We start from the raw sequence: 24,791 nt of genomic DNA, 5'->3' as shown, positions 1-24,791 counted from the left end.
AACGCTGCGCTTGTTGAGCGGGCGGTTGTTCCGCAAGCCACGAAAGATCGTGGATGGCCGGAACAAGCCCGGCCATGACGTAGAGCAGTGATCAGACATTCGACCCGTTGATCGCGTCGATCACGGCATCGGTCACTTCCTTGGTGGTGGCCTTGCCGCCGACATCCGGCGTCAGCACGCCGGCGGCGCAGACGCGTTCGACGGCCGCCATCAGCCTCGAGGCGGCATCCTTCTCGCCGAGATGCTCGAGCATCTGGACACCTGTCCAGAACGTCGCGACCGGGTTGGCGATGCCTTTGCCGGTGATGTCGAAGGCCGAGCCGTGGATCGGCTCGAACATCGAGGGGAAGCGGCGCTGCGGATCGATATTGCCGGTCGGCGCAACACCGAGGCTTCCGGCCAGCGCACCGGCGAGATCGGAGAGGATGTCGGCGTGGAGATTGGTCGCCACGATGGTGTCGAGGCTCTTCGGATGCAGCGTCATGCGCACCGTCATGGCGTCGACCAGCATCTTGTCCCAGCTGACGTCGGGAAATTCACCGGCAACCTCGGCCGCGATCTCGTCCCACATCACCATGCCATGGCGCTGCGCGTTCGACTTGGTCACGACGGTCAGCAGCTTGCGCGGACGCGACTGCGCGAGCTGGAACGCGTAGCGCATGATCCGCGTCACGCCGACGCGGGTGAAGACCGCCACTTCCGTGCCGACCTCCTCCGGCAGGCCCCTGTGGGCGCGGCCGCCCATGCCGGCATATTCGCCTTCCGAGTTCTCGCGCACGATCACCCAGTCGAGATCGCCGACGCCGACATTGCGCAACGGCGAGGCCACGCCCGGCAGGATTTTTGTCGGCCGCACATTGGCGTATTGGTCGAAGCCCTGGCAGATCGGCAGCCGCAGGCCCCACAGCGTGATGTGGTCGGGCACATCAGGGGCGCCGACCGCGCCGAAATAGATCGCGTCGAACTTCTTCAGCTCGGTGAGGCCGTCGGCCGGCATCATCACGCCGTGCTTCTTGTAATAGTCCGAGCCCCAGTCGAACGTGGTGACGTTGAAGGCGAGATCGCCGCTGCGCTTTGCCAGAGCCTCCAGGACGCGGACACCGGCCGAGATCACCTCGGGCCCGATGCCGTCGGCGGGGATGGCTGCGATCGAATGGGTGCGCATGGGAATGCTCCGTATCAGTGAGATTGCGGCGAGGATCACGGTCCGGGCCGCAGCGAGTCCTTGCCGGCCGCAGGGCCAATTCAATTGACGCTGGCTTATACCGAAAATGATACGCTATGACATCAATCCGGCGGGAAAGTGGGATGCGATGACCGATCAGAGGGGCCAGAGTGAGTTGCGGGTTGCCATTGCAGGGCTGGGCTCGATCGGCACCAAGATCGCGACCGCGCTCGATCAGGGCATCGAAGGCCTGGCGCTGTCCGCGGTCGCTGTGCGCGATCCCGCCAAGCACCAGGCCTTCCTCGACGGCTTGCGTCGTCCGCCGCAGGTTTTGCCCCTCGACCAGCTCGGCGATGTCGCCGATATCGTGGTCGAGTGCGCGCCGAGCAGTCAGCTGCGCGCGATCGTCGAGCCCGCGGTGAAGCGCGGCAAGGCCGCGGTCGTCGTCAGCGTCGGCGGATTGCTCGACCATTTCGATCTCGTCGATCTCGCCCGCGCCCATGGCGGCCGCATCCTCGTGCCGACCGGCGCGCTGATCGGGCTCGATGCCGTGAACGCCGCCGCGGTCGGCACCATCCATTCGGTGAGGATGGTGACGCGCAAGCCGATCGACGGGCTGAAGGGCGCGCCGTTCATCGTCGAGAATGACATCGACATCGACAGTCTGCGCGAGCCGCTGAAGCTGTTCGAGGGCACCGCGCGCGAGGCCGCGAAAGGTTTTCCGGCCAATCTCAACGTCGCGGTTGCGCTGTCGCTTGCGGGCGTGGGCCCGGACCGGACCGAAGTGCAGATCTGGGCCGACCCGACGGTGACGCGCAACGTTCACCGCATCGAGGTCGAGGCGGATTCGGCGCGGTTTTCGATGTCGATCGAGAACATCCCGTCCGAAAATCCCAAGACCGGGCTGATCACGGCGCTCTCTGTGATCGCGCTCTTGCGCAAGCAGCGCGCCACGCTTTGCGTCGGGACGTGAGTATCAAGCGCCCGTCACGCGCCAGATCACGTTGCCGACGTCGTCGGCCATCAGCAGCGACTTGTCCGGGCCGATCGCGACGCCGACCGGGCGGCCATAGGATTCCTTCTCGTCCGGCGCGAGGAAGCCCGAGAGGATGTCGCGCGCGGGACCGGACGGGCGGCCGTTCTCGAACGGGATGAACACGACCTTGTAGCCGGACAGCTTGCTGCGGTTCCACGAGCCGTGCTGGCCGATCACCATGCCGTCCGGGAAGCCCGGCAGCGTGCCCGCGGGCATCCAGCACAGGCCGAGCGAGGCGGTGTGGCCGCCGAGCGCGTAATCCGGTTGAAGCGCCTTGGCGACCATCGCCGGATCCTGCGGCACGCGGTCGTCCACCGTCCTGCCCCAGTAGCAATAGGGCCAGCCGTAGAAGCCGCCGTCGCGTACCGAGGTGAGATAATCGGGCGGGGTCTCGTCGCCGAGGCCGTCGCGCTCGTTGACGACGGTCCAGAGCACATTCGTGTTCGGCTCCCATGCCAATCCAACCGGGTTGCGCAGGCCGGCACCAAAAATCCGATGCGTGCCGGCGACGAGGTCGAGCTCGTAGACCGCGGCGCGGCCTTCCTCGACCTCCATGCCCATCTCGGCGATGTTGCTGAGCGAGCCGACGCCGGCATAGAGCTTCTTGCCGTCGGGGCTTGCCAGAAGACTGCGCGTCCAGTGTCCGCCCGGCTTGAACGTCGTGAGCCGCTTGCCCGGGGCGGTGATGCGGTCGGCGTTCGCGACGTAGGGAAAAGCCATCACGCCGTCGGTGTTGCCGACATAGAAGGTATCGCCGACCAGCGCCATGCCGAAGGGCTGGCTGAGATTCTCCATGAAGGCGCCGCGATATTCGGCGACGCCGTCGCCGTCCTTGTCGCGCAAGAGCGTGATGCGGTTGGCGGAAACGCCGAGCGCCGCGGCACGCCGCATCGTCGCCTGCATCGCATAGTGGAACACGGAGCGCGGGGGACCTGCGATCTGCGTTGCCTCCGCGATCAGCACGTCGCCATTGGGCAGCACCTCGATCCAGCGCGGATGGTCGAGGCCGGTCGCGAACGCATTGACCTTGAGCCCGGGCGCGACCGTCGGCTTCTGGCCCTCGCGCCAGCCGCGCGCGGTCGGCATCTTCAAGGTCGGGAGCGCGCCTTGCGGCTTCGCCTCGGGAATGGCCGGCTTCTCGCCCCAGGCCGGTGCGGGCTCCGTGCCCGACAGTTTTCGCCATTGCAGCGCGATGCCGCCGATGAACGCGACGAACTGCGCGAAGATGCTGGAAAACGTCATGAGAAGCCCCTGTGTGCGCGCGCATCCAACTGGCTGGCGGGGCAGACGTCAACCTGTGCGGCGGGCCGCGCGGGCCTATTCCCGTGGAATGGCAGCCGATCGAATTTGCATGGGACGGACGCGGCGTTTGCGCCGGAGATCAGCGGCCGATCTGTCGCTCCAGCCGCCGTGCCGCGCGAAAATCATCCAGGTGATGGATGTTCGGCGCCAGCGCGGCTTCCCTGGACAAGAGATGATACACCCGCGCGACCGTGCGCTGATTCTGCTTGGTCCGCCCGGGCGGCAGCGCCCGCGCCTTACGGAGGGCGGCAATCGCATGCGCGCGGAAATAATCGTAGGCGTCCGACATGGCTCGATGCTCTGCGTGCAATGCAGGTGTCGAGAGGGTAACGGACGAGTGTGGGGGCGGTTCCTTGGCGCATCGGTCCGCGCACACTCGTGCCCCGGACGCAGCAGCGTTGCACGCTGCAGCGCGTCCGGGACACGAGAGTGAGGCCAGCTGCTATGCCCTCAGCGAGGCGACAGGAACGGAATGATCATCGGCACGCGGCGGCAATAGGCGCCGTAGGCGTCCTCGCCGAGCTCCTTGGAGAGGAACACCTCTTCCATCCGGCCCTTCTGCCACATGCCGAGCGAGATCAGGATGGCGCCGAGGATCGCAGTCACCGTGCCGACCGCGATGCCGGTCGCCAGCATGCCGGCGATCAGGCCGGTGTAGATCGGGTGGCGCACGATGCCGTACGGCCCGGTGTCGATGACTCGATGGTGTTCCTTGTGGGTGATGGTGTTGGACCAGAATTTTCCGAGATGCAGCCGGCCCCACCATGTGAAGGAGATTCCGGCGAGCACGATCAGCGCCGTGATGTAGACGGCCGTATTGCTGAACACCCAGAGCGGCTTTTCGTTCAGCACTTCCGCGGTCCACGGCGTGAACAGGATGCCGCCGACCAGGATCGGAATGCGATAGCGCCCGGACTCCAGCGTCATCACCTGCTTCTGCGTGCGCCCCTGCCAGAACGAGGCGCCGACCCAGCTGGCGAGCCAGGCGAGCCAGATCAGGGCGAGCAGTTGCGTCGGCCAGGTCGTGGTCCAACCACCCCAGGCGACAGAGAGAAGCTTGCTGAAATCGAAGGACATGAAGGTTCTTTGCGTTGGGCGGCGGCTTCAGCTCGCGCGCGAGGAGAGCGCGTGATGCTTGATGGCGCCGGAGGGCTGCTGGCCGTTGCGGGCGAGCAGATGGGTGATGGTTTCGCGCAAGACCGGCTCGATCGGACGCGGCGAATAGCCGAGCTCGGTGCGCGCCTTGGCGATCGAGAGGTCGCTCGCGGCGAGCGCGATGCGCACGCCCTCGGCGGTGCCGTTGGGCGGCCGGCGCGTGACGTGATCGGCGATGTATTCGAGCATGATCGCGGAGAGCTCGGCGATCTTTCCGGGCACGACGACCGGAAACTGCCGGCGGCGGCTCATCGCCGACATCATCCGCAGGATGCGACCGAGCGGGACGCAGTCGCCGCCGAGAATGTAGCGCTGGCCGAGGCGGCCGCGTTCCATGGTCAGCACGAGGCCCATGGCGACGTCGCGGACGTCGACCAGGTTGACCAGGAAGTTGAGATGCGGCTGCACCTTCTTCTGGAGGAAGTACCACAGCATCGCGGTCGGCGGCGTCAGATTGTGGTCGGCAGCGCCGATCGGCATGGTCGGCGTGCCGATCACGAGAGGAAAGCCCGCGGCCGCCGCCTTTGCGGCATGATGCTCGGCGAGCGACTTCGACCGCGTATAGGCGCCGGGCATCGCGTCGGCCGGTTGCAGCGCCTCTTCGGCGGGGACGCCTTTGAGGTCGGAATAGGGGAACAGGATCGATTCGGTCGAGCAGTGCAGGAAGCGCGAGACACCGCGCTTCATGGCCGCCGCGAGCACGATCTCGGTGCCGCGGCAATTGACGTCGTGAAAGTCCTGCTTGTTGGCGACCCACATGCCGGGCAGGCCGGCGAGGTGATAGACCTGATCGACACCGGCGATCGCAGCATCGACCGCGGCGCCGTCCAGCACCGAGCCGTGGACGTGTTCAACGTCGGCATTCGCTGCGGTCGGCACGCGGACATCGAGAACACGGACCCGCTGCCCGCGGGCGCGGAGCGCTTCGACGAGATGATGTCCGATGAAGCCACTGCCACCGGTAACCAGGACGAGAGCCATGCAGAAGGTTGCTGTTTCGCTTTTGGAGTTATCGGGTCGAAAGGGAATTGGTCGGAAGAGGCGCCAGAATCGCGGCAAGGTCGCGACGGAAGCCCAAGGCAATGAACAATTTTGCCATCACGAACATCGGTCCAAGCAAAAGATGCGAAGGAAAAGTGAACAACGAGGCCTCGCGGCCCTCGAAAACCTTGTGGCCGATGGTCTGCGCGGCAAGGCCGAGCACCACCAGCGTGGCGAAAATCGCCCACATCGTCGCGGTGCTGACTTGCGCTGCGGTCGTTGTCGCAACCGAAAATAGTACGATGGAGACGGCCAGAATGCCGAGCCCGAGCGCCGCGTCGAGCAGCAGCCAATAGATCAGTACCGGCAAGGCCAGGATCACCGCGAGGCTGACGTCGAAACCGAGCAGCGGAAGCTTGACCAGAGTCAGCGGCAGCACGGCGCCGGTGAACAGCAACAAAATGCCGACCACATGCATCGCCGTGTTCCGGGGATCGCGATGGTACTCGACGTAAACGGCAAGTTGGCGCTGAAAAAAGCCACCCATTTCGGTCTCATGCTGCACGGGGTCGGGAAGGGCGAACAGAGGCTATAGCACTGGACCCGGCGGTGCACAAACCGGCGCTTTTGTCGCGCCAAGCCGTGCCGGCGCGCCCCGGACAGGCTGCAAAACGCCAGCGCTTCAAAGGGTTCCGTTCGCCGCGGAACCGCGTTCGCTCAGCGCTTCTTGGCGGGTTTTTTCGCCGCAGGCGCAGGGGTCGCAGCCGGACGCGGCTCCTCCGGCAGCTTGGCATAGGTCAGGATCTGTAGTTGCCCGTTCACGGCCGAGGTCGGCTTCGCCCGGTCGAGAAATTGCTCCTCGCCGAGGCCGATCGGATGCAGCCGCTTGGTCGAGATCTTGAACGTGTTCACCAGCACGTCGCGGATCGCGTCTGCCCGGCGCTGGCTCAGGATCGCATTGGCCTCGCGCGTCTTCGAATTGGATTCGACGTGGCCGACGATCAGGAAAGTGTAGGGCAGCAGCGAGGAATGAACCAGCGCATCCGCGATCCGGCCGACGGTCTGGTAGGAGGCCGGCTGGATGATCGGCGTGTCGGCGTCGAACTGGATCTGCGCATTGAATGCCGGCAGCTTGGCGAGGTCAGGCGCGATCAGCGGCCGGTTCACGGGTCCCGGATCGTTCTTGATCCTGGTCTTGGCGCGCTCCATCACCTGCTGCTTCAGTGCGGGCAGGTCGACCTCGGCGGCTTCTTCGAAATGGTTCAGCTTGCCGACGATGTCGTCGCGGGTCGGCGCCGCCGTTTGCGCGTCGGCGGTGCCCGCGAGCAAAGCGAGCCCCAGCGCAACGATCGTTCCGGCAGTGAAGAGCCCCTCCGCGCGCATCAGCGATACCCCGCGTCGTCGACGGCCTTCAGGCAGTTGTTGCTGATGCCCTTGGGCGTCGAGACCAGGCAGGGGACCGACTTGCTGGTCTCCTTGGTCGAGCCGCCGCAGACCTTGACGATCTCGCGCTGGCACGCGTTCGCCACCGTGACGCGCGCAGCGACGCGCTTCTGGATGGCGTCGAATACGCCGAAATAGTCGCTCGCGCATTGCGGGGACAGCACGTCGCGGTTGCGCGACAGGCACTCCTTCAGCCGGTTCGAATCCGGATTGACGCCGCGGCAATTGGCGACGATTTCCGCGCCGCAGCTTGCCGCCAGCTTTCCGATCGAATCGCCAAAGCTCATGGTCTCCGCCGCCGCAAGCGACGGCATCCCCAATGCAAGCACGATCAATGTGATGGAGCCCCGGAACATGGGTTTATCTGATACGGGGAAGTTCGCGATGGTCAAGGGCTGTTCGGGCCAGAACCGTCGAGAGTCCGGCCAGTGCGGCGAACAGTCCTCACTCCGTGGCCTCAGTGAGGGGAGGCCATTCGATCAGGACGGCCGTGTGTTTCCCGAGATCGTCGGCAAAATCAGGATCGGCCTTGAGCTCGTCCAACGTCCGCGGCGGGGGAAGCTGGCGGCCGTCCGCGGCCAGCTCCTGCGCAAAGAATGCGAGCGCCTCGGGCGCATTCTCCAGCGCCTCGTCGACGTCGTCGCCGCCGGAGACGCAGCCGGGCAGGTCCGGAAACCAAAGGCTCACGGTGTCCGGGTCTGCGTCCTCGATGATGGCAACGTACTGAGCCATACCGGGTCTCACGCCCGTTGCACGAAACTGTCCACGACCTTCTTCTCGCCGGCCTTGTCGAAGGCGATGGTGAGCTTGTTGCCGTCGATCTTGGTGACGCGGCCGTAGCCGAATTTCTGGTGGAAGACGCGGTCTTCGAGCGAGAATTCCGACGTCGTGCCGGTCGATTTGGCGACCAGCTCGCCTTCGATCGTCAAGGGCCCGCGCCGGCGCGAGGAGAAGCTGCCGAAGTCGGGTGAGGACGACGCGGAGGAGAACGTGGTGGCCTCTTCCTCGAAGCCGCCCCGGCCGCCGCCGTTGCGACCACCTTGACCGCCTCGGTTGCGATTGGCCTGCGCCCGCTGCCAGCCCGGCGTCGAATAGCTGGAGCCGAACGCCTCCACGTCGTCGAAGCGCGAGGCGCCGTAGCCGCCGGTCCCGCCCCAGGCCGAGCCGCCCTTGGATTCCGTGATCTCGACATTGGCCGCCGGCAATTCGTCGAGGAAGCGCGACGGGATCGTGGTCGACCAGGTGCCGTGGATCCGCCGGTTGGTTGCAAAATAGATCTTTGCGCGGCGGCGCGCCCGGGTCAGGCCGACATGGCCGAGCCTGCGCTCCTCCTCGAGGCCGGCGCGGCCCTGTTCGTCCAGCGTGCGCTGGCTCGGGAACAGGCCTTCCTCCCAGCCGGGCAGGAACACGTTGTCGAATTCGAGCCCCTTGGCCGAATGCAGCGTCATCAGCGACACCGCGTCGTCCTCGGCGCCGCCCTCACGGTCCATCACCAGCGAGATGTGCTCCAGGAACCCTTGCAGATTCTCGAACTCCTCCATCGAGCGCACGAGCTCTTTCAGGTTCTCCAGCCGGCCCGCGGCGTCCGCCGAGCGGTCCTTCTGCCACATCTCGGTGTAGCCGCTCTCGTCGAGCACGATCTGGGCGAGGTCGGTATGCGCGGTGACCTCGCGCTGGGCGCGCCAGCGGTCGAACTGGGCGACGAGGTCGCGCAGCGACCCGCGCGCCTTCGGCTTCAGCTCGTCGGTCTCGACCACCGCGCGCGCGGCCTCGAACAGGGGAATGCGGCGCTTGCGGGCATGGTCGTGCAGCATCTGCACGGTGGCATCGCCGAGGCCGCGCTTGGGCGTATTGACGATGCGCTCGAAGGCGAGGTCGTCGGCCGGCGAATTGATGACGCGCAAATAGGCCAGCGCGTCGCGGATTTCGGCGCGCTCGTAGAAGCGCGGGCCGCCGATGACGCGATAGGGCAGGCCGAGCGTGACGAAGCGGTCTTCGAACTCGCGCATCTGGTAGGAGGCGCGCACCAGGATCGCGATCTCGTTGAGCTTCTCGCCCTGGCGCTGCAGCTGCTCGATCTCCTCGCCGATGCCGCGGGCTTCCTCTTCGGAATCCCAGGAGCCCGTCACCGTGACCTTCTCGCCGTCCTGATCCTCGGTGCGCAGCGTCTTGCCGAGCCGGCCTTCATTGTGTGCGATCAAATGCGAGGCGGCGGCGAGGATGTGGCCGGTCGAGCGATAGTTGCGCTCGAGGCGGATCACCTTGGCTCCGGGGAAATCGTGCTCGAAACGCAGGATGTTGTCGACCTCGGCACCGCGCCAGCCATAGATCGACTGGTCGTCGTCGCCGACGCAGCAGATGTTTTTCAGCCTCGCAGCGGCTGGCGCCAATGCTTGCGCCGCTAGGGCCGCGTCCCTGCTGGGGTCATCGATCGCGTCCGGAGCGGCCGCAACCGGCAGCGCTGGCTGCGAAGGCGCCTGCGACAGCAGCCGCAGCCAAAGATATTGCGCGACGTTGGTGTCCTGGTATTCGTCGACCAGGATGTATTTGAAGCGCTGCTGGTACTGCCTGAGGATATCAGGGTGCTCGCGGAAGATCCGGATGTTCTCCAGCAGCAAATCGCCGAAATCGGCCGCGTTCAGGATCTTCAGCCGTTCCTGGTAGCTCGCATAGAGCTTGCCGCCCTTGCCGTTGGCGAAGACGGCGGCCTCGCCCGAGGGCACTTGCGACGGCATCAGGCCGCGGTTTTTCCAGCCGTCGATCAGGCCGGCCAGCATCCGTGCCGGCCAGCGCTTGTCGTCGATGTTCTCGGCCTGCAGCAGCTGCTTGAGCAGCCGGACCTGGTCGTCCACGTCGAGCACGGTGAAGTTCGACTTGAGCTGCGCCAGTTCGGCATGGAAACGCAGGATGCGGCCGCCGATGGAGTGGAAGGTGCCGAGCCACGGCATGCCCTCGACGGCATGGCCGAGCATCTGGCCGAGCCGATGCTTCATCTCGCGCGCGGCCTTGTTGGTGAAGGTCACCGACAGGATCTCGGCGGGGCGGGCGCGGCCCTGGCTCAGGATGTGGGCGATGCGCGTGGTCAGGACGCGCGTCTTGCCGGTGCCAGCGCCGGCCAGCACGAGAACCGGGCCGTCCAGTGTCTCCACGGCCTCGCGCTGCTCGGGATTGAGCCCGGAGAGGTATTTCGGGCCCACCGAGGCGCGCGCACGCGCGGCGATGCCGCCGGCTGCGGGCTGGTGGTCGGGGACATTCTGGGACGTGATCTTGCTCGGCTCGGTCATGCGAATCATTGGCCCCACGATGGCACCGCGGGGTGGTGGAAGGGAGCCTTCTTAACAGGGATTGAAGCCCATATGGGGCGCCGGGGACAGGTTTTCCACGTGCGCGGCAGGCCGATTTGTTCCAGCGCCAGCCGCGAATTTCGCCCCCGCATGGGCCGGAACCATCGTTCCCGCGTCGAGATTGTCTGGACAGGTGGCGCGGCCAGCCGCGTCGACGCAGACAACATCAAGACGAGGGTTTGACCATGCTAGGCTGGGTTGTGACGTTTCTGGTTATTGCACTGATCGCCGGCATCCTGGGCTTCGGCGGCATCGCCGGCGCTTCGATCGAGATCGCCAAGATCATCTTCTTCATCGCGGTTGTCCTGTTCCTGGTCTCGGCCGTAGTCGGCCTGGCGCGCGGCCGCAACCGGATATAGCGGCGTGTCCACCACTCCCCCGCGGGGAGAGGTGAACCAGCAAGCGGCGGATGCAGCTTGAGCTGCTACCGTTTCGAGGGCATCGCCACACTGCGGCCGATGCCCTCAGGCCGCGGCACGGCGCCGTGGGCCTTTGTGATCCCAGCGATACGCTCGCGGATGTCAGGCGGAAACGGCGCGACGCGCCGCGCATTCATGTCCATGTGCAGCGACATGTTCTCGGACGTGGCCGACAGCCAGCCCTCGGTTGCGTGCCGCATCTCCTCGAACGTGTGCAGCCGCTTGTCGTCGGCCTCCAGCAGCCAGACGAAGATCTGCACGGGATCGCCGAGGTGGATCTCGCGCAGGTACCGGACGTGGCATTCGGCCGTGAAGGTCGAGCCGCCTCGCTCCTTCATGTAAGTCGGTCCGATCCCGAGCTCGCTCCAGAGCTGGTCGATCGCGCGGTCGAACATCACGTTGTAATAGGCCATGTTGAGATGGCCGTTATAGTCGATCCATTGCGGCTCGATCTGCATGATCGAGGCGCGGAACGGCTCGGCTTTGGGCGCTGAGGCGGTGGTCTCCGGCATGTTTCCTTCCAGCTATGCGTCCGGTCGCTTGACTTGACCAGTTTTATGTCCTTTGCCACGGTTCTTCTTTCGGGAGGAATTCCGTGGGTACGACCATCACCAATAATCCGCCGCGGCCGGAGCCGAAAGCCCTCGCGAGCGCGCTGGAGCAGCTTGCCGCACGCTTCGGCAACCGCCTCATCACCTCGCAGGCCGTGCGCGAGCAGCACGGCCATACCACCACGTGGATCCCCAACCAGCCGCCGGACGGCGTGGTGATGGCGCAGGAGACCGCCGACATCCAGGACGTGGTGCGGATCTGCGCGAGAAACCGCGTGCCCGTCATTGCCTTCGGCACCGGCACCTCGCTCGAAGGCCAGGTCAACGCGCCCGCGGGCGGCATCTCGATCGACCTGCGCGACATGAACAAGGTGCTCGCGGTGCATGCCGAAGACCTCGACTGCGTGATCCAGCCCGGCGTCACCCGCAAGGCGCTGAACGAGCATCTGCGCGACCAGGGCCTGTTCTTCCCGATCGATCCCGGCGCGGATGCCTCGCTCGGCGGCATGGCCTCGACTCGCGCCTCCGGCACCAACGCGGTGCGCTACGGCACCATGCGCGACAGCGTGCTGGCGCTCAAGGTGGTGCGCGGCGACGGCGAGATCATCACCACAGGCACGCGCGCGAAGAAGTCATCCGCCGGCTACGACCTCACGCATCTGTTCGTCGGTGCCGAGGGCACGCTCGGCATCATCTCGGAATTGACCATTCGCCTGCGCGGCATCCCCGAGACGATCGCGGCGGGCGCGGTCTCGTTCGAGACCGTGCACGGGGCCTGTCAGGCCGTGATCCTGGCGATCCAGACCGGCATTCCCGTCGCGCGCATCGAGCTGCTCAATGCCGCGCAGGTCAAGGCCTGCAATGCCTATTCGAAGCTGACGCTGCCGGAGACGCCGCTGCTGTTGATGGAATTCCACGGCAGCGAGATCGAGGTCGGCGAGCAGTCCAAGGCGTTCGGCGAGATCGCAAGGGAGTGCGGCGGCGGCGATTTTTCCTGGACCACCAAGCCGGAGGACCGCACCAAGCTGTGGCAGGCGCGGCACGACGCCTATTGGTCGGTGAAGGCGCTGCGGCCCGGCGACAGCATCGGCGTGGTCGCGACCGACGTCTGCGTGCCGATTTCACGGCTCGCCGATTGCGTTAGCGAGACCGAGGAGGACCTCAAGCGCCTCAACCTGCTGTCGCCGATCGTCGGCCATGTCGGCGACGGAAATTTCCACTGCTCGCTGGTCTGCGACGTCAACGATGCCGACGAGATGGCGCGCGGCGAGGAGTTCATGCATCGCCTGGTCGAGCGCGCGCAGGCGATGGACGGAACCTGCACCGGCGAGCACGGCATCGGCCAGGGCAAGCAGAAATATCTCAAGGCCGAGCTCGGCCCCGAGGCGCTCGATGCGATGCGGGCGTTGAAGAAGGCGCTCGATCCGCTGAACATCTTCAACCCCGGCAAGATCGTGCCGGAGGCTTGAGGCCTGCGCAGTCAGCGACAGGGAGCTTTCGGCAATCCCGCCGCGCAGATATTGTCGCGTGCAATCCAGGCCGGCCGGGTTCGCGAGGCCATGCAGAGCGACTACCCGTCGTTGTTGCAGTAGAAGCCAGTGCTGCCGCATGCGGGGCGCGTCATGGCCGGGCTTGTCTTGGCTTGTCCCGGCCATCCACGCCTTGTTAGACGGCGCAGAACGTGGATGCCCGGGACAAAGCCCGGGCATGACGACCTCGTGTAGATGCTCAAGTCCGATTACCTCAGTAGGACCGGCTCAGTATCTGCGGTAGTCGCCGCGATAATGGTCTCCGCCGCGGCTGCCCATTCCCATGCCGAGGCCGATACCAACACCGACGCCGATGCCTTGCATGACAGCCTCGGGCGGCGGGCCGCGATCCGGCGGCGGCGCGCGCTCGTAGACGACTTGGTCGGACGGCGGTCGTCGCTTGGGCGGCGTCTCGACCACCTTGCGCTTCGGCGGGGTGTCGACGCGCTTCTTGATGACGGGCGCGACGCTCGGATTGACCGGCGTCGACGGCGTCGAGCACGGGCAGGTCGGCGCCATCGCGACGGCGACCGGGGCAGGCGTCGCAGCGGCGGCCACGGGCAAGGCGTAGTTGCGGTTCTGGACGCGGAGCAGCAGCCTGCGCGCGGTTGCCGCGAGATCGCTGTTGTCCCAGTTCTGCAGATAAGCCTCGAACGAGGCGCGTGTGTTGATCGCGGTCGCGCGCTCCCAGGCCAGCATCTGCCGCCGCCGCTCGAGCACGGTGCGTAGGCGCGGCGTGCGGGCGTCCTGTGCGTAGAGTTCGATATAGGCCTGATAAGCGGGCACCGTGTCCTCGGTGATCACGAGTTCATAGGCGACCGGGGCCGGCTTGCCCTGCAGTTCCTTGCGCCAGTCCTCGAGGCTGCGCGTGGCACTCGCAAGCGCCATTGAAGCTGCGCCTGGAAGGGCGGACGTCTGGACGCTGCTCTCGCCGAAGAACCTGAAGTCGGTCGTCAGCGACGAGCTCTCCCAGGGGATCTGCCGGCCGTCGGTCGATTGCGCCACGGCGACGCGGATGCGCTTGAAGACCTCTTCGATCGGCAGATTGGGCTGCTTGGCGATGGTCAGCGCAGCCGCGGTGTAGGGGCTGTCGATGCCGTTGCCGTCCTCGGCTTCGGCGCCGGGCGAGGTCGAATAGGAGATGAAGGAGCCGGGCGCACCGGCCTTGGTGTCGACGATCGCAAGGCCGTGGCCGGCGCCGCTGAGCGCGGGGAACGGATTGTTGCGGCAGGCATCGAGCATGAAGATGCGCGCCCGCGTCGGTAGCGCGCCGAGCGTGTTGAGCAGGTCGTTCAGCCGCACGCCCTGGAGCGGAATGTCGGCCTCGCGCTTGGGGTCGAGATCAACTGGCACCAGATAATTCTCGCCGTCGATTTGCAGGCCATGGCCGGCATAGAACACCAGTGCGACGGTATCGGCGCCGCTGGCACTGACCCTGCCGGCGAAATCCGAGATCGCCGCGCGCATCTCGTTCTGCGAAAGGTTGGCCGCGGTGGTGACGGTGAAGCCGGCATTGCCGAGCAGCTCCGTCATGCCTTTGGCATCGTTGGCGGCGTTGGGCAGCTCCGGCACGGCGCGATAGGCGGATTGGCCGATCACCAGCGCAAGCCGCGTTTCGGCGGCGGCGCCGGTCGGCGTCATCAATTGCGTGAGCGCAAGAAGCCCGGATGCAAGCAGAAGATTGGAAAAGGTCGGACGGCGCATGGTGTCACCTCCATCGGCAATACGCGCGATGATGTCACTTTTTCTACGTCTGCGCCATGAGGCCGTCTGTGCGCTGGATCACGGAGCGCGGATCTTCTACGGCTACAATCGGTCGACCGCCGTGAACGTCCCGTCCTTCTGGATCACCGTCAGGAACACCTTCGGCGGCGTGTCGATCATGCGCGGGCCGACGGTGACGATGGTGCCGCTGATGTCGAAACGGCCGATATCGTTGATGGTGCGCAACAGGCTTGCGCGCGTCGGCTGCGGTCCGGCCTTTTCCAGCGCCGCGGCCGCGAGGCGACCGGAGATATAGCCTTCGAGCGACACGAAGTCCGGTGTCAGCGTCGGATCGAACGCCTGCTGCGCCCTCTGGTAGTCGGCGACGAGCTTGAGCGAGCGGTCCCAGGGAAAAGGCACCACCTGCGAGACGATGACGCCTTCGCCGTCCGGGCCAAGCTCCCCGGCGAGCGCGTTGGCGCCGACGAAGGAGATGTTGACGAAGGTCGGAGAGAAGCCGCTGCGGCGCGCGAGCTTGATGAATTCCGCGCAGGGACCATAGGTCCCGACCATGACGATGGCCTCGGGCTCGGCGCGCTTGATCACCCGCAAGGCCGCGGCGACCGCGCGGGTGTTGCGCTCGAAAGTGCCCTCGGCGGCGAGTTCGAGGCCGCGCCTTGCAAGCGCCCGCTTGACGCCAAGGAGACCGTCGCGGCCGAAGGAATCGTCTTGGTAGAAGATGCCGATGCGGGTGAAGCGGCGATCCTCGGTGAGGTGCTTGACCCAGGCCTCGGCCTCCGCGCCGTAGCTCGCGCGGATGTTGACGACGTTGGGAAGCTCGAGGTCGCGGAGGAATTCGGCGCCGCTGAAGGGGCCGATGAAGGGAATGTTCCTGGTGCTGGTGATGGGAATTGTCGCGATGGCGGTCGGCGTGCCGACCGCGCCGATCAGCGCGAACACCTTGTCGTCCTCGATCAGGCGCAGCGTCTGCGTCACCGACCGGTCGGGGTCGTAGCCGTCGTCGCGGCTGATCAGCTGGAGCCTGCGGCCGTGGACGCCGCCCTTGGCGTTGATCTCGGTGAATGCCGCGACGATGCCTTGCCGCATGCGCTGTCCGAGCGCGGAGGAGGGGCCTTCGAGCGCTGCCGCCTGACCGAACAGGATCGCGTCCTCGCCGACGCCGACTTCGTCGCCTTTGGCGGAAGGCGTCGCTGCGGCCAACAATGCGATGGTCAAGCCGACGTAGGTCGCGAATGGCGATCGTGTCATGAGGATGCTTGCCGGATACAGGACGCGTTGCGGAGACGATAAATCCTGCGGGCTGAACAGGACGCTAATTTGTGCGCGTCGGCGGTCCGTAGGACTCCGGGTAAAGCCGGCAAGTTACTGCCACTCTGCCGGAACTTTCTGGGCAATCGTTAACTAAGCCGCGCGATGCGCGGGCGCCTGGTTTGCGAAATTGGGCAGTTCTTAACCCCGATCCTGGTCCGGTAGTCGCGCCGGCGGCTCAACCAGAAGTTCGTGTCGCCGTATCGATGGGGACTTGCAGGTCAAGATGGGCGGTCGCGATCAGAACGATCAGGATCGGAGGCGTATGAGCGGATGGTGGCGTGCCGCGCCGCTACTCGGGCTTTATCGCCCTGCGCTCGTGGCGGTCGGCATCGGCCTTCTGTTCTCGATCGTGGGCGCCGCCGCCGTGGCGCGGTGGGAAGATCGCGTCAACCGGGGCGAGTTCGAGAACGCCGCCGAGACCCAGGCGATCGTCATGCAGAACGGCATGAACGAGTACATATCGAGGCTCCTCGCACTGCGCACGCTGTTCGAATCGACCAGCGACGAAGTCACTCGCAGCGAATTCGAGACCTTCAGCGCCCGGCTGTTCGAGCGCCATCCCGGCATGCTGCGCATTGCCTGGTTGCCGCGCGTCAACAGCAAGGAGCGCGCCGAATACGAGGCCGCGGCGATCGCCGACGGCGTGTCCGGCTATCGGATCAAGTCGCTGCAGGGTGAGAGATTCGTCACCGCAACGCAGGGCGACGAATATTTTCCGGTGTTCTACTCGACTCAGCCGAAGACCTCGTCGGTCTATGGCATGGACTACGCGACCGTTCCGGAGCGCCGGGCGGTGCTGGAGCGCGCGCGCGACAACGATCGCGTCGCAGCCATTCGCACGCGCCTCTTCGAGCCGAAGCAGGGGGGCAGCCGGGTGCCCGACGTTCTCGTCGCCATTCCCGTCTACGCCAAGGGCACGTCGCGCGAGGAGATCGCGGACCGGCGCCGCAATCTCGCCGGCTTCGTCGTCGGCATCTTCGACCTGCCGCTGCTGATCCAGTCCATTCGCGTGACCACCGGGGCAAGCCCGGCGGTCAGCATGAACGTCTACCCGCCCTTCGCGGCGCAGATCGCCAAGCTGGAGGAAACGCTGCCGGATTACTCGTCGGCCGCCACCGCGCCGCGCTCGATGCGGGACATCGCGCGGGCCGTGCACTGGTCGGGCAGTCTCAAGATCGGCGATACCGACTGGCAGGTGCGGGCGGTTCCAACCGCCGGCGGTCCGCTGGCGACGACTTACGATCGCGCGGGCGCGGTCCTGATCGTCGGCATGCTGCTGACGATGTCGCTGTCGACCTATCTGATGCTCGCGAGCCGCAATTCGCGGCGGCTGTCGCAGGCGAACCGGCGGGTGCTCGAGCTTGCCCAGACCGACATACTCACCGGACTGCCGAACCGCGCCTTCTTCCTCACCCGGCTCGACGAGATGAACGGGCAATCCGGCGTGACGGGTCTGCCCTTCGCGATCCTGATGCTCGACCTCGACCGCTTCAAGAACGTCAACGACTCCCTCGGACACGCAGCCGGCGATGCGCTGCTGCGCCAGGTGGCGCAGCGGTTGAAATCCGCGATGCGCGCGAACGACGTGCTGGCGCGGCTCGGCGGCGACGAATTCGCCATCATCCAGGAAGCCTGCGAGGATCAGCGCGCCTGCTCGACTGAGCTGGCGGCGCGGATCGCCAAGCTCGTGAGCGAACCGTTCCTGCTGCCGGGACACCGCGTCGAGATCGGCACCAGCATCGGCATCGCGATCTCGCCGGACCACGGCAGCGATCAGGAGCAGCTCCTGAAGAAAGCGGATCTCGCGCTTTATCGTTCGAAATCAGCGGGCCGCAACTGCTTCACCATTTACGACGAGGCGATGTCGGCCGAGCTGGAGGCCCGCAACACGCTGGAAGGAGATCTGCGCGACGCCATCGCACAGTGCCAGCTGGAGGTGCACTACCAGCCGTTCGTCGACGCCCTCAGCGGCGTACGGCGCGGCTTCGAGGCGCTGGTGCGCTGGCGGCATCCGGCGCGCGGACTGATCCCGCCCGACCAGTTCATCTCGCTTGCGGAAGAGACCGGGCTGATCGTGCCGCTCGGCGAATTCGTGCTGCGGCGCGCCTGTGCGGACGCCGCCGGCTGGCCCTCCGATCTCATGGTCGCCGTCAATTTGTCGCCGATCCAGTTCAAGGAGGCCGAGCTGTTCGAAATGATCTGCGCGGCGCTCGCCGATTCCGGCCTGCCACCGCAGAGGCTGGAGATCGAGATCACGGAATCCGTGCTGCTGGAGCGCGCGGCCGAGAACCACGCCTTCATGGAGCGGCTGAAGAGCATCGGGATCGAGCTGGCGCTCGACGATTTCGGCACCGGCTATTCGTCGCTCAGCTACCTGACCGCGTTCCCGTTCGACAAGATCAAGATCGACAAGTCGTTCATCCGCAACCTCACGCATCAGCCGCGCAGCTCCGCCATCATCTCCGCGATCGTGACACTGGCGCGCGGGCTGGACATGTCGGTCACGGCCGAGGGCGTCGAGACGTGCGAGGAATTCGAGCGGCTTAAGGTGCTCGGCGTCAATTTCGCGCAAGGCTATCTGTTGGGCAGGCCGCAACCGATCGAAGGGATCCAGTTCGACGAGCCGGCCAAACCTTCGCGGCGCGACGCCGCCTGAACGCGCCTCGCGAGGCGTGGATGGCCGGGACGAAGTCCGGTCCGACGCCGTGGCAGCTCCGTCCTCGCCCAGCGGGCATGCGCGAAAAAGCGCTTGACCAGAGCATTCCCGGATGATCCGAAGGAACGTCTAGGGATGAAACAAGCACAACATGCGGCTTCCGTTCTTCTACGGCTGGGTGGTGGTCGCCGTGACCTTCGTCACCATGGCCATCGGCGTCAACGCGCGTACCGCCTTCTCGCTGTTCTTTCCGCCCATCATCTCCGAGTTCGGCTGGGAGCGCGGCGTCACGGCGGGCGCCTTCTCCTTCGGCTTCGTGGTGTCGGGCGTGGTCAGCCCGCTGATCGGCCGCCTGATGGATCGCGCCGGTCCGCGCGCGGTGATGGAGCTCGGCGTCGTGCTGATGGGCGGCGGGCTGCTGCTGGCACCGCTGACCAGCGCGCCGTGGCATCTCTATGTCACTATCGGCGTCATGGTCGGTGCGGGCTCGGTGTGCCTCGGCTATTCCGGCCAGTCGCTGTTCCTGCCGAACTGGTTCATCCGCAAGCGCGGCTTCGCCATCGGCATCGCTTTCGCGGGTGTCGGCATCGGCTCGGTGACGCTGCTGCCATGGGTGCAGCACATGATCGAGCAGACCGGCTGGCGCACCGCCTGCACGGCGATGGGTCTGCTCATCCTGGTGGTGCTGGCGCCGATAAATCTGCTCTTGCACAGGCGCCCGCAGGACATCGGCCTTGAACCGGACGGCGACGCTGCCCCGGTGCCGGGCGCGGCCCAACCGGTCTCCAACATCGTCGATCCCGTCTGGGTCGGGATCGACTGGACGCTCAAGCGAGCCGTCGCGACCGCGCGTTTCTGGTGGATCGCGCTCGGCTATTTCTGCGGCCTTTACATCTGGTACGCGGTGCAGGTGCATCAGACCAAATTCCTGCTAGACATCGGCTTCAGCCCCGGTGTTGCGGTGTGGGCACTCGGTATCGTCAGCCTGCTCGGAATTCCCGGCCAGATCCTGCTCGGCCATGTCTCCGACCGGATCGGGCGAGAATGGGTGTGGGCGATCAGCTGCGCGGGCTTTGCGATTTGCTTTGCGGCTCTGATGGCGCTGAAATTCCAGCCGTCGCTGTGGCTGGTTTATGTGATGGTGCTCACGCAAGGCGCGCTCGGCTACGGTCTCACCTCGATCATGGGGGCGGTGGTGTTCGAGATTTTCCAGGGCAGGCATCAGGGCAGCATCTTCGGCACAATCATGCTGGCGGCGCTGGCGGGTGGTGCGGCCGGACCGTGGGTGACGGGCTTCCTCTATGATCGTGCCGGCGACTACACGCTTGCCTTTGCCATCGCGATGGTCATGAGCGGATTGTCGGCGCTCGCGATCTGGCGGGCCGCGCCGCGGAAGGTGCGGGCCGTCGCCGGCCGGCTGCACAAGCTCCCCGGCGGTATTGCGAAGTAGGTTGGTCTCAACCATCGCATTGCTCGTTCCTTCTTCGGAGAACGTTAAGCATGTCGCGTCTTGGCGTGACGCCACGGGCCCGCAAAAACGTCTTGGACACCACCGGAGCGCTAGCGTCGGTTCAGTGCCACTTGTTCCCGACGCCGTCCGGTTCCAACGATGTCTGCCTCCGATTGTCCTGCGACCGAAATCCCGGACGTGCTGCGCGCCGCACTCGCCCGCGCCGAGGATGGCGTCGTCATCGTCGATGACGCGCATCGCATCACGCACTTCAACCCTGCCGCGGAGCGGATCTGGAAGCTCGCTGCCACCGAGGTGCTCGGCCGCAACGCCGCCGTTCTCACCCTCAAATGTCTCGAAGCCGGCGCGACCGCGGATTTCCGCGAGGAGATCAGCCTCGTGCGGCGCGACGGCAGCCGTATCAAGGCGCTGGTGTCGATGTCATCAACGACGATTGGCGGCGCGACCCATCGCATCGTGTTCGCACGCGACGTCACTCTTGATGCGGAGCGGCGCGTCAGGATCGGGCTTCTCCACGCCGTCGCCGACCAGACCAACCGCGCGGTGATCATCACCGACGTCGAGCAGAACATCGTCTACGTCAATTCGGCGTTCACGGCGCTGTTCGGCTATACCAGCGAGGAGGCCGCAGGTCGCAGCGCCGACGGGCTCGTCGCCGGTCGTCACACCGATCGCAAGGCCCTCGCGAAGCTCGTCAGGCGCCTGATGCGTGGCGGCCATCGCGGCGAGACCGAGGTGCTCGTCTACGACAAGGACGGCGAGGAGATCTGGGTCTCCGCCCGGATCGACACGTTCCGCGACAGCAGGGGCCGGGTCAAGCATATCTTCGCGCTGCTCGAGGATATCACCGAGACCAAGCAGCTGCGCTCGCTTCAGCAGCTCATCATGAGCGCGCTCGCCGACGAGGTGCCGATCGGCGAGATCGCCGATCGGCTGTGCCGTCGCGTCGAGGAGATCGCGCCCGACGTGGTCTGTTCGCTGCTTCACGTCGATGCCGCCGGCCTGATCCATCCGCTCGGTGGTCCCAGCCTGCCTGAGGACTATTCCCGCGCGCTGGACGGCATCGCGATCGGTCCCAATGTCGGCTCCTGCGGCACCGCGGCCTTCTACGGTACACCGGTTCTGGCGACCGATCTCGATACCGATCCGCGCTGGCAGCCCTACAAGGCGATGCCGCTCGCGATCGGCCTGCGTGCCTGCTGGTCGACCCCGGTCAAGGCCAAGGACGGCCGCGTCATCGCGACCTTCGCCTTTTACTATCGCGAACCGCGCGCGCCGAGCAATTGGCACCGGCGCATCGTCGAGGCCTGCGTCAACCTCGGCGCCTTCGCGATCGAGCGCAAGGAGGCGCGCGCGGAGATCGCGCGGCTCGCCTATCACGACATCCTCACCGGCCTGCCCAATCGAGCCCAGTTGCGGCACCTGATCACCACGGCCATCGATGCCTGCCCGACCGGCAGCCATGTCGCGCTGGCCTTCCTCGACGTCGATCATTTCAAGGACGTCAACGATACGCTCGGTCACGCCGCCGGCGACGAGCTCCTGGTCCAGCTCGCGCAACGCCTGCGCGAGCATATCGGTCCCGGCGACATGCTGGGGCGGCTCGGCGGCGACGAGTTCGTCATCCTGCTGCCGCAACGTAACGCCGAGAGCGCCGAGCGCGTCGCGGCCGATATCGCCGAAGCGCTGGCGCGGCCGCTCCGGCTCGGGTCGAAGCTGATGCCGATGTCCGCCAGCATCGGCATCAGCCTCTACCCCGATCACGCCACCGATATCGACACCTTGATGCAGCAGGCGGACGCCGCCATGTACATGGCCAAGCAGGCCGGACGCTCGACCCATCGCATCTTCAGTGCCGAGATGAACGTGCTCGCCGAGCAGCGGTTGGCCCTGATCGCGGCGCTGCGCCGCGCGATCGCGGAGGGCGCACTGAGTCTCAGCTACCAGCCGCAGATCCGCAGCTGCGACGGCGCGATCCATGGCGTCGAAGCGCTGGCGCGCTGGCGCGATGCCGTGCTCGGCGACGTCTCTCCGGCAAAGTTCATCCCGCTCGCCGAGGAATGCGGCCTGATCGAGCAGATCGGCCTGTGGTCCGTGCGCGAGGCCTGCCGGCAGATCGCGAGCTGGCGCCACGCCGGGCTCAACATTCCCTGCGTCTCGGTGAACCTGTCGCCGATCAATTTCCGTAACGTCGCGCTGGCGGCGCGGCTCAAGGACATCCTGGCCGAACACGATCTGCCGCCGGACGCGCTGATGCTGGAGATTACCGAAGGCGCGTTCATGCAGGATGGCGTCGCAGCGCTGGAGACGATGAACGCGATCCGCGAGCTCGGCGTCGGCCTCTCGGTGGACGATTTCGGCACCGGATACTCCAGCCTGAGCCGGCTCGCGCATTTTCCGATCCGCGAATTGAAGATCGACCGCAGTTTCATGCGCGACATCGAGAAAGACGCGGGCGCGCTCGCGATCGCCACCGCGGTGGTCCGCGTCGGCCAGGGCCTCGGCATGACCGTGGTCGCCGAGGGCGTCGAGACCGAGGGGCAGCGCAAGACGCTGGCCGAGCTCGGCTGCGACATCGTCCAGGGCTTTCTCTATGCACCCGCGTTGCCTCCCGTCGCCTTCGAGCGCTGGCTGATCGACCACTGCGCCGAGCAGGCGAGGACGATGCTGGGGCGGCTCGACCTTGCGCCCGCGGGCGGGGCTGCAGTGCACCGGTCAGCGTCGCTGCCCTTGGGCGATATTCGCAGCCGATAGGGAACGCATTGGCGACCGGCGATTTGGTCCTCGACATCCGCCGGAGGGGCACCGCGCCACGTCCTGTTTGCAAACTGCATGGGCCCGATGAAAAGACCGGAAAGCAGCGCCACCGCCCGAGCGGCAGGCTTTCGACCTTCGCAACCGCAGCTCAAGGCCATCACGGCATGGATCGCCTGTCAGAGCGACAAGCCCAGCCTGTCCGAGGCAATAAGCCGCTTGGTGGAACTGGGGCTTGCGTTGCACGCCGATCCGGATCGCCAGAAGCGGCGCGCTCGCAAAATGGCCGGCGATGCGATCGATCGCATGGGCGACACGACGACGACGGCGGAGGACAGGGCAGTCCGCAAGGGGGATCTGCTCGACGGGCCCAAGGAATTCGATCGCGTGCGAATTGATCGGTCCAAGCGCAGCAAGCCGATCCGACAATAGGCCGAGCACCAGGAAGCCGCCGACACCGGAGGAATTCGAACCGCCAGCGACATGGAGGACAAGCAATGAGACGGTATTCCCAATCGCATGCAGCGGAGGAGGCGCACAACCTCTTCAAGCAGCCCGCGACGAAGCCCGCGACTGATCACGAGAAGGCGGAGCAGGCCTTCAACGCAAATCGGGAACGACTGAAGGCTGAACGGTTGGCGAGGGAAGCTGAACGACGAAGCCAGTCCGAGAGGACGACCTAAAGCACGAAAACCGCCGCGCACTTCTCCGGATCATGCTTTAGAGCATCGGAAGCACGACGATCCCGTCTTCGAGCTCCCCTGAAGCAAGGCGCGCCCGCGCCATACGTTCGAACTCCGTTCGGTGCTTCTGTAGATAGCTGAAGGCCTGCTTCTGGGTGCTGAATGTCGTGGCAAGCCGGCACATCTGCCGATTGGCGCCGGACGCGAGAAAGAACGTGATGGTTCCGTGGTCTGGCTTGATTCTAGGCACGATCTGCACCCTCCGGCATAGGATCGGCTCTTCAGATTTCGCCGGCGGTGTTGAATATGACTATCGTACCGGCTTCCTCGAACGCTTCTTGAGCGCAGGCGCCGGCAAGGCCGTTCGAAGAGCTTCATCAGCCGCTTGCTTCGCCTCGCGGACCTCTCGGAGCCGCGCCATGTTCTTGCGAACCTCGATGGCCTGCCTTTCGACATCTGCCAACGCCCGCGCTCCCTCTTCAGCGGCGAGGCGCCTGCGATCGGAACGCGCGATGCTTTCGGATGACGGCTCTGCCGGTTTCTTGGTGCTCATCGCTCACCCGGATCCACAACGGCCAAAACCCGCTCAATCCCAGGATTGAGCGGGTAGAGCAACCGTTTCAGTACATCCGTGAAACGGCGCCACGATATCAGGCCAGCGAGAGATTCTCAGCGCTGGCTTTGCCTCGCACCTTATCGGTCTTGATCTCGAAATTGACCTTTTGGCCCTCGCCGAGACCAGCAAGACCAGCTCGTTCAACCGCGCTGATGTGAACGAACACATCGTTGCCGCCGTCGCTCGGCTGGATGAAACCGAAGCCCTTTTGGCCATTGAACCACTTGACTGTACCTGTCGTCATTTTCTTCTCCAAAGCGCGCAAGCGCATCCCGCGCGACATTCACGCGGCTATCTTCAACTTCGTCGATGTCTTTGGAAAAGGAGCCCGCGGGCGCATTCAACAAGGCACAGCGGCTAATCGAACGACCCCCAATATACACGGCTTTCGCGATTTTGCAAGGAGCGAAGCCAGTTCGATTTCTGCGAGCCAGGTCTACTGTTCCGATCGAGGCGCTTTGCGTGTGTCCGTCGACCTGCAAGCAGGACGTTATCGATTGACAGCGCTGCGCGACAGTGGTCACGTTGACGGTAACAAGCTGCTCGCCGTGACAGGCAGATCGGCTCGTCCGAAGCCGCGACATTGTCGCCCCCACTATCCTCAAAAATCGCAATGAGCTCCTGCGCAATTGGCTGCCCTGCAGGACGTG

Annotated in this window: 23 protein-coding genes; 7 read left to right on the top strand and 16 right to left on the bottom strand. The window is 65.7% G+C overall.

Annotated features, from left to right (window positions below):
• Positions 1–91: 91 nt before the first annotated feature.
• Positions 92–1,165, bottom strand: a complete 1,074-nt coding sequence (locus ABIA42_RS23430; protein WP_370143654.1) for a tartrate dehydrogenase — start codon at positions 1,163–1,165, stop codon at positions 92–94.
• 148 nt (positions 1,166–1,313) lie between these two features.
• Here ABIA42_RS23430 and ABIA42_RS23425 point away from each other — a divergent pair, with 148 nt between their 5' ends.
• Positions 1,314–2,138 (top strand): aspartate dehydrogenase, encoded by an 825-nt coding sequence (locus tag ABIA42_RS23425; protein ID WP_370120757.1) that lies wholly within the window; start codon positions 1,314–1,316, stop codon positions 2,136–2,138.
• Between the two features lie 3 nt (positions 2,139–2,141).
• On the opposite strand, the gene ABIA42_RS23420 is transcribed toward ABIA42_RS23425, so the two are convergent.
• From ABIA42_RS23420 to ABIA42_RS23380, 9 genes are all read right to left on the bottom strand, one after another.
• The gene (locus ABIA42_RS23420; protein ID WP_370120760.1) at positions 2,142–3,443 is read right to left on the bottom strand and encodes a sorbosone dehydrogenase family protein; all 1,302 of its coding nucleotides are present in this window, start codon (positions 3,441–3,443) and stop codon (positions 2,142–2,144) included.
• Positions 3,444–3,582: 139 nt separating this feature from the next.
• On the bottom strand, positions 3,583–3,792 hold the full coding sequence (locus tag ABIA42_RS23415) for a hypothetical protein (RefSeq protein ID WP_370120763.1): 210 nt from the start codon (positions 3,790–3,792) through the stop codon (positions 3,583–3,585).
• 161 nt (positions 3,793–3,953) lie between these two features.
• Positions 3,954–4,580, bottom strand: a complete 627-nt coding sequence (locus tag ABIA42_RS23410; RefSeq protein WP_370120766.1) for an isoprenylcysteine carboxylmethyltransferase family protein — start codon at positions 4,578–4,580, stop codon at positions 3,954–3,956.
• Between the two features lie 27 nt (positions 4,581–4,607).
• Complete coding sequence (locus ABIA42_RS23405; protein ID WP_370120769.1) at positions 4,608–5,639, bottom strand: NAD-dependent epimerase/dehydratase family protein; 1,032 nt, start codon at positions 5,637–5,639, stop codon at positions 4,608–4,610.
• Positions 5,640–5,667: 28 nt separating this feature from the next.
• Positions 5,668–6,186, bottom strand: coding sequence for a DUF962 domain-containing protein (locus ABIA42_RS23400; protein WP_370120772.1), 519 nt, complete (start codon positions 6,184–6,186; stop codon positions 5,668–5,670).
• 170 nt (positions 6,187–6,356) lie between these two features.
• Positions 6,357–7,022 (bottom strand): OmpA family protein, encoded by a 666-nt coding sequence (locus ABIA42_RS23395; RefSeq protein WP_370120775.1) that lies wholly within the window; start codon positions 7,020–7,022, stop codon positions 6,357–6,359.
• Entirely contained in the window at positions 7,022–7,438 is a 417-nt protein-coding gene (locus ABIA42_RS23390; RefSeq protein WP_028178314.1) for a hypothetical protein, read from the bottom strand. Before ABIA42_RS23390 ends, ABIA42_RS23395 begins: the two co-directional genes overlap by 1 nt.
• An 88-nt stretch (positions 7,439–7,526) precedes the next feature.
• Positions 7,527–7,814, bottom strand: coding sequence for a type II toxin-antitoxin system HicB family antitoxin (locus tag ABIA42_RS23385; RefSeq protein ID WP_370120778.1), 288 nt, complete (start codon positions 7,812–7,814; stop codon positions 7,527–7,529).
• Positions 7,815–7,822: 8 nt separating this feature from the next.
• Positions 7,823–10,375, bottom strand: a complete 2,553-nt coding sequence (locus ABIA42_RS23380; protein WP_370120781.1) for an ATP-dependent helicase — start codon at positions 10,373–10,375, stop codon at positions 7,823–7,825.
• Between the two features lie 236 nt (positions 10,376–10,611).
• On the opposite strand from ABIA42_RS23380, the gene ABIA42_RS23375 reads away from it, so the two are divergent.
• Positions 10,612–10,785 carry a DUF1328 domain-containing protein gene (locus tag ABIA42_RS23375; RefSeq protein ID WP_008556598.1) on the top strand — a complete coding sequence of 58 codons (174 nt, stop codon included), beginning with the start codon at positions 10,612–10,614 and terminating at the stop codon, positions 10,783–10,785.
• A 65-nt stretch (positions 10,786–10,850) separates the two neighbouring features.
• Here the strand turns inward: ABIA42_RS23375 and ABIA42_RS23370 are convergent, their stop codons facing one another.
• Positions 10,851–11,357 (bottom strand): thioesterase family protein, encoded by a 507-nt coding sequence (locus tag ABIA42_RS23370; protein ID WP_370143651.1) that lies wholly within the window; start codon positions 11,355–11,357, stop codon positions 10,851–10,853.
• Between the two features lie 83 nt (positions 11,358–11,440).
• On the opposite strand from ABIA42_RS23370, the gene ABIA42_RS23365 reads away from it, so the two are divergent.
• Positions 11,441–12,865: an FAD-binding oxidoreductase gene (locus tag ABIA42_RS23365; protein WP_370143650.1), complete on the top strand. Its 1,425-nt coding sequence runs from the start codon at positions 11,441–11,443 to the stop codon at positions 12,863–12,865.
• Between the two features lie 288 nt (positions 12,866–13,153).
• On the opposite strand, the gene ABIA42_RS23360 is transcribed toward ABIA42_RS23365, so the two are convergent.
• Together ABIA42_RS23360 and ABIA42_RS23355 are read right to left on the bottom strand one after the other, a co-directional pair.
• Positions 13,154–14,629, bottom strand: coding sequence for a caspase domain-containing protein (locus ABIA42_RS23360; RefSeq protein WP_370120790.1), 1,476 nt, complete (start codon positions 14,627–14,629; stop codon positions 13,154–13,156).
• Between the two features lie 102 nt (positions 14,630–14,731).
• A complete protein-coding gene (locus tag ABIA42_RS23355; protein WP_271530854.1) occupies positions 14,732–15,898 on the bottom strand; it encodes an ABC transporter substrate-binding protein in 1,167 nt (388 codons plus the stop codon).
• Positions 15,899–16,223: 325 nt separating this feature from the next.
• Between ABIA42_RS23355 and ABIA42_RS23350 the strand changes: the two genes are divergently transcribed.
• From ABIA42_RS23350 to ABIA42_RS23335, 4 genes are all read left to right on the top strand, one after another.
• Complete coding sequence (locus ABIA42_RS23350; protein ID WP_370120793.1) at positions 16,224–18,617, top strand: EAL domain-containing protein; 2,394 nt, start codon at positions 16,224–16,226, stop codon at positions 18,615–18,617.
• Positions 18,618–18,768: 151 nt separating this feature from the next.
• On the top strand, positions 18,769–20,067 hold the full coding sequence (locus ABIA42_RS23345; RefSeq protein WP_370120796.1) for an MFS transporter: 1,299 nt from the start codon (positions 18,769–18,771) through the stop codon (positions 20,065–20,067).
• A gap of 159 nt (positions 20,068–20,226) precedes the next feature.
• Positions 20,227–22,842, top strand: coding sequence for an EAL domain-containing protein (locus ABIA42_RS23340; RefSeq protein WP_370120799.1), 2,616 nt, complete (start codon positions 20,227–20,229; stop codon positions 22,840–22,842).
• A gap of 87 nt (positions 22,843–22,929) precedes the next feature.
• A complete protein-coding gene (locus ABIA42_RS23335) occupies positions 22,930–23,274 on the top strand; it encodes a hypothetical protein (protein WP_370120802.1) in 345 nt (114 codons plus the stop codon).
• A gap of 288 nt (positions 23,275–23,562) precedes the next feature.
• Here ABIA42_RS23335 and ABIA42_RS23330 read toward each other — a convergent pair whose 3' ends face one another.
• The 3 genes from ABIA42_RS23330 to ABIA42_RS23320 all read right to left on the bottom strand — a co-directional run bounded on the left by ABIA42_RS23330 (position 23,563) and on the right by ABIA42_RS23320 (position 24,385).
• Complete coding sequence (locus ABIA42_RS23330) at positions 23,563–23,784, bottom strand: hypothetical protein (RefSeq protein WP_271530846.1); 222 nt, start codon at positions 23,782–23,784, stop codon at positions 23,563–23,565.
• 51 nt (positions 23,785–23,835) lie between these two features.
• Positions 23,836–24,078 carry a transcriptional regulator gene (locus ABIA42_RS23325; RefSeq protein ID WP_271530845.1) on the bottom strand — a complete coding sequence of 81 codons (243 nt, stop codon included), beginning with the start codon at positions 24,076–24,078 and terminating at the stop codon, positions 23,836–23,838.
• 97 nt (positions 24,079–24,175) lie between these two features.
• On the bottom strand, positions 24,176–24,385 hold the full coding sequence (locus tag ABIA42_RS23320; protein WP_124160095.1) for a cold-shock protein: 210 nt from the start codon (positions 24,383–24,385) through the stop codon (positions 24,176–24,178).
• Positions 24,386–24,791: the final 406 nt, after the last annotated feature.

This window comes from Bradyrhizobium sp. USDA 327, assembly GCF_041262065.1.
GTDB lineage: Bacteria > Pseudomonadota > Alphaproteobacteria > Rhizobiales > Xanthobacteraceae > Bradyrhizobium > Bradyrhizobium liaoningense.
This window is presented reverse-complemented; position numbering and strand designations above follow the sequence as displayed.